This is a genomic window from Aurantimonas litoralis, from assembly GCF_026153195.1.
GTDB lineage: Bacteria > Pseudomonadota > Alphaproteobacteria > Rhizobiales > Rhizobiaceae > Aurantimonas > Aurantimonas coralicida.
The window spans coordinates 1-1,049 of record NZ_JAPFBM010000034.1 but is presented as its reverse complement, the minus strand read 5'-3'; the positions used below and the strand labels follow the sequence as shown (position 1 = coordinate 1,049).

The window sequence follows — 1,049 nt, the reverse complement described above, 5'->3', positions numbered from 1 at the left end:
CTAGAGCGCATCCTCTGATCGATGAATCGGATGTGAAGTGACGGTGTGCCCGACGTCTGATTCAACTTCTACCTCGATGGAGGTGGATGATGGCCAGAGCGTTGAGCGAGGATCTGCGGTCACGGGTTTTGAAGGCGTCGTCGGACGGGATATCTGCACGGCAGGCCGCCGCCCGGTTCGGGATCGGCATATCGACCGCGATCCGGTGGATTGGGAGAGCCAGGATCGGCGAACGGACGGCCCGGCGACAGGGCTGGCAGCGTGGGTCGACCCTCGATCCGCACGAAGCCTTCATCGTCGGAATGATCGAGGAGCAGAAGGACATCACGCTCGACGAGATGGTGAGCCGTCTCGATGCGGAGGCGGATGTCCGGATCGGTCGCAGCGCCTTGAGCGTCTGGCTCCGCCGCCGTGGCTGGACGTTCAAAAAAAGACCGCACATGCATTGGAGCAGGAGCGCGCCGAGCTCCTGAAGCGGCGTCAGGCGTGGTTCGACGACCAGCTCGATCTTGATCCGGCCCGCCTGGTGTTCGTCGACGAAACAGGCCTATCGACGAAGATGACCCGCCTGCGTGGACGGGCTCCTCGCGGTGAACGTTGCCGGGCCGGGGTTCCTCACGGCCACTGGAAGACGACGACCTTCACCGGTGCTCTGCGCCTGACCGGCATGACCGCGCCGATGGTCCTCGACGGTGCCATGAACGGCATCGCCTTTCGAGCCTATGTCGATCAGGTGCTCGTGCCGACGCTCACCCCGGGCGACATCGTGATCATGGATAACCTGCCCGCGCACAAGGCCGAAGGCGTCCGCCTCGCGATCGAGCAGGCCGGCGCCGAGTTGCGCTACCTGCCGCCCTACAGTCCCGACTTCAACCCGATCGAAATGGCCTTCTCCAAGCTCAAGGCGGTGATGAGATCAAAGGCCGAAAGGACAGTCGACGGGCTATGGGATGCAGTCGGCGCCGTCATCCCGCTCTTCAAGCCAGACGAATGCGCCAACTATTTCGCCGCTGCCGGCTATGAACCGGAATAGGCCGGATCTGCTCTAG

The 1,049-nt window shown here is 63.3% G+C and carries 1 protein-coding gene; it reads left to right on the top strand.

Annotated elements, in window-relative coordinates:
• Positions 1-89: 89 nt before the first annotated feature.
• A protein-coding gene (locus N7I30_RS21710) for an IS630 family transposase (RefSeq protein WP_230790473.1) occupies positions 90-1,033 on the top strand; the annotation gives its coding sequence in 2 pieces (ribosomal slippage) (positions 90-426 and positions 426-1,033; 945 coding nt in all).
• The last annotated feature ends 16 nt before the right edge of the window (positions 1,034-1,049 follow it).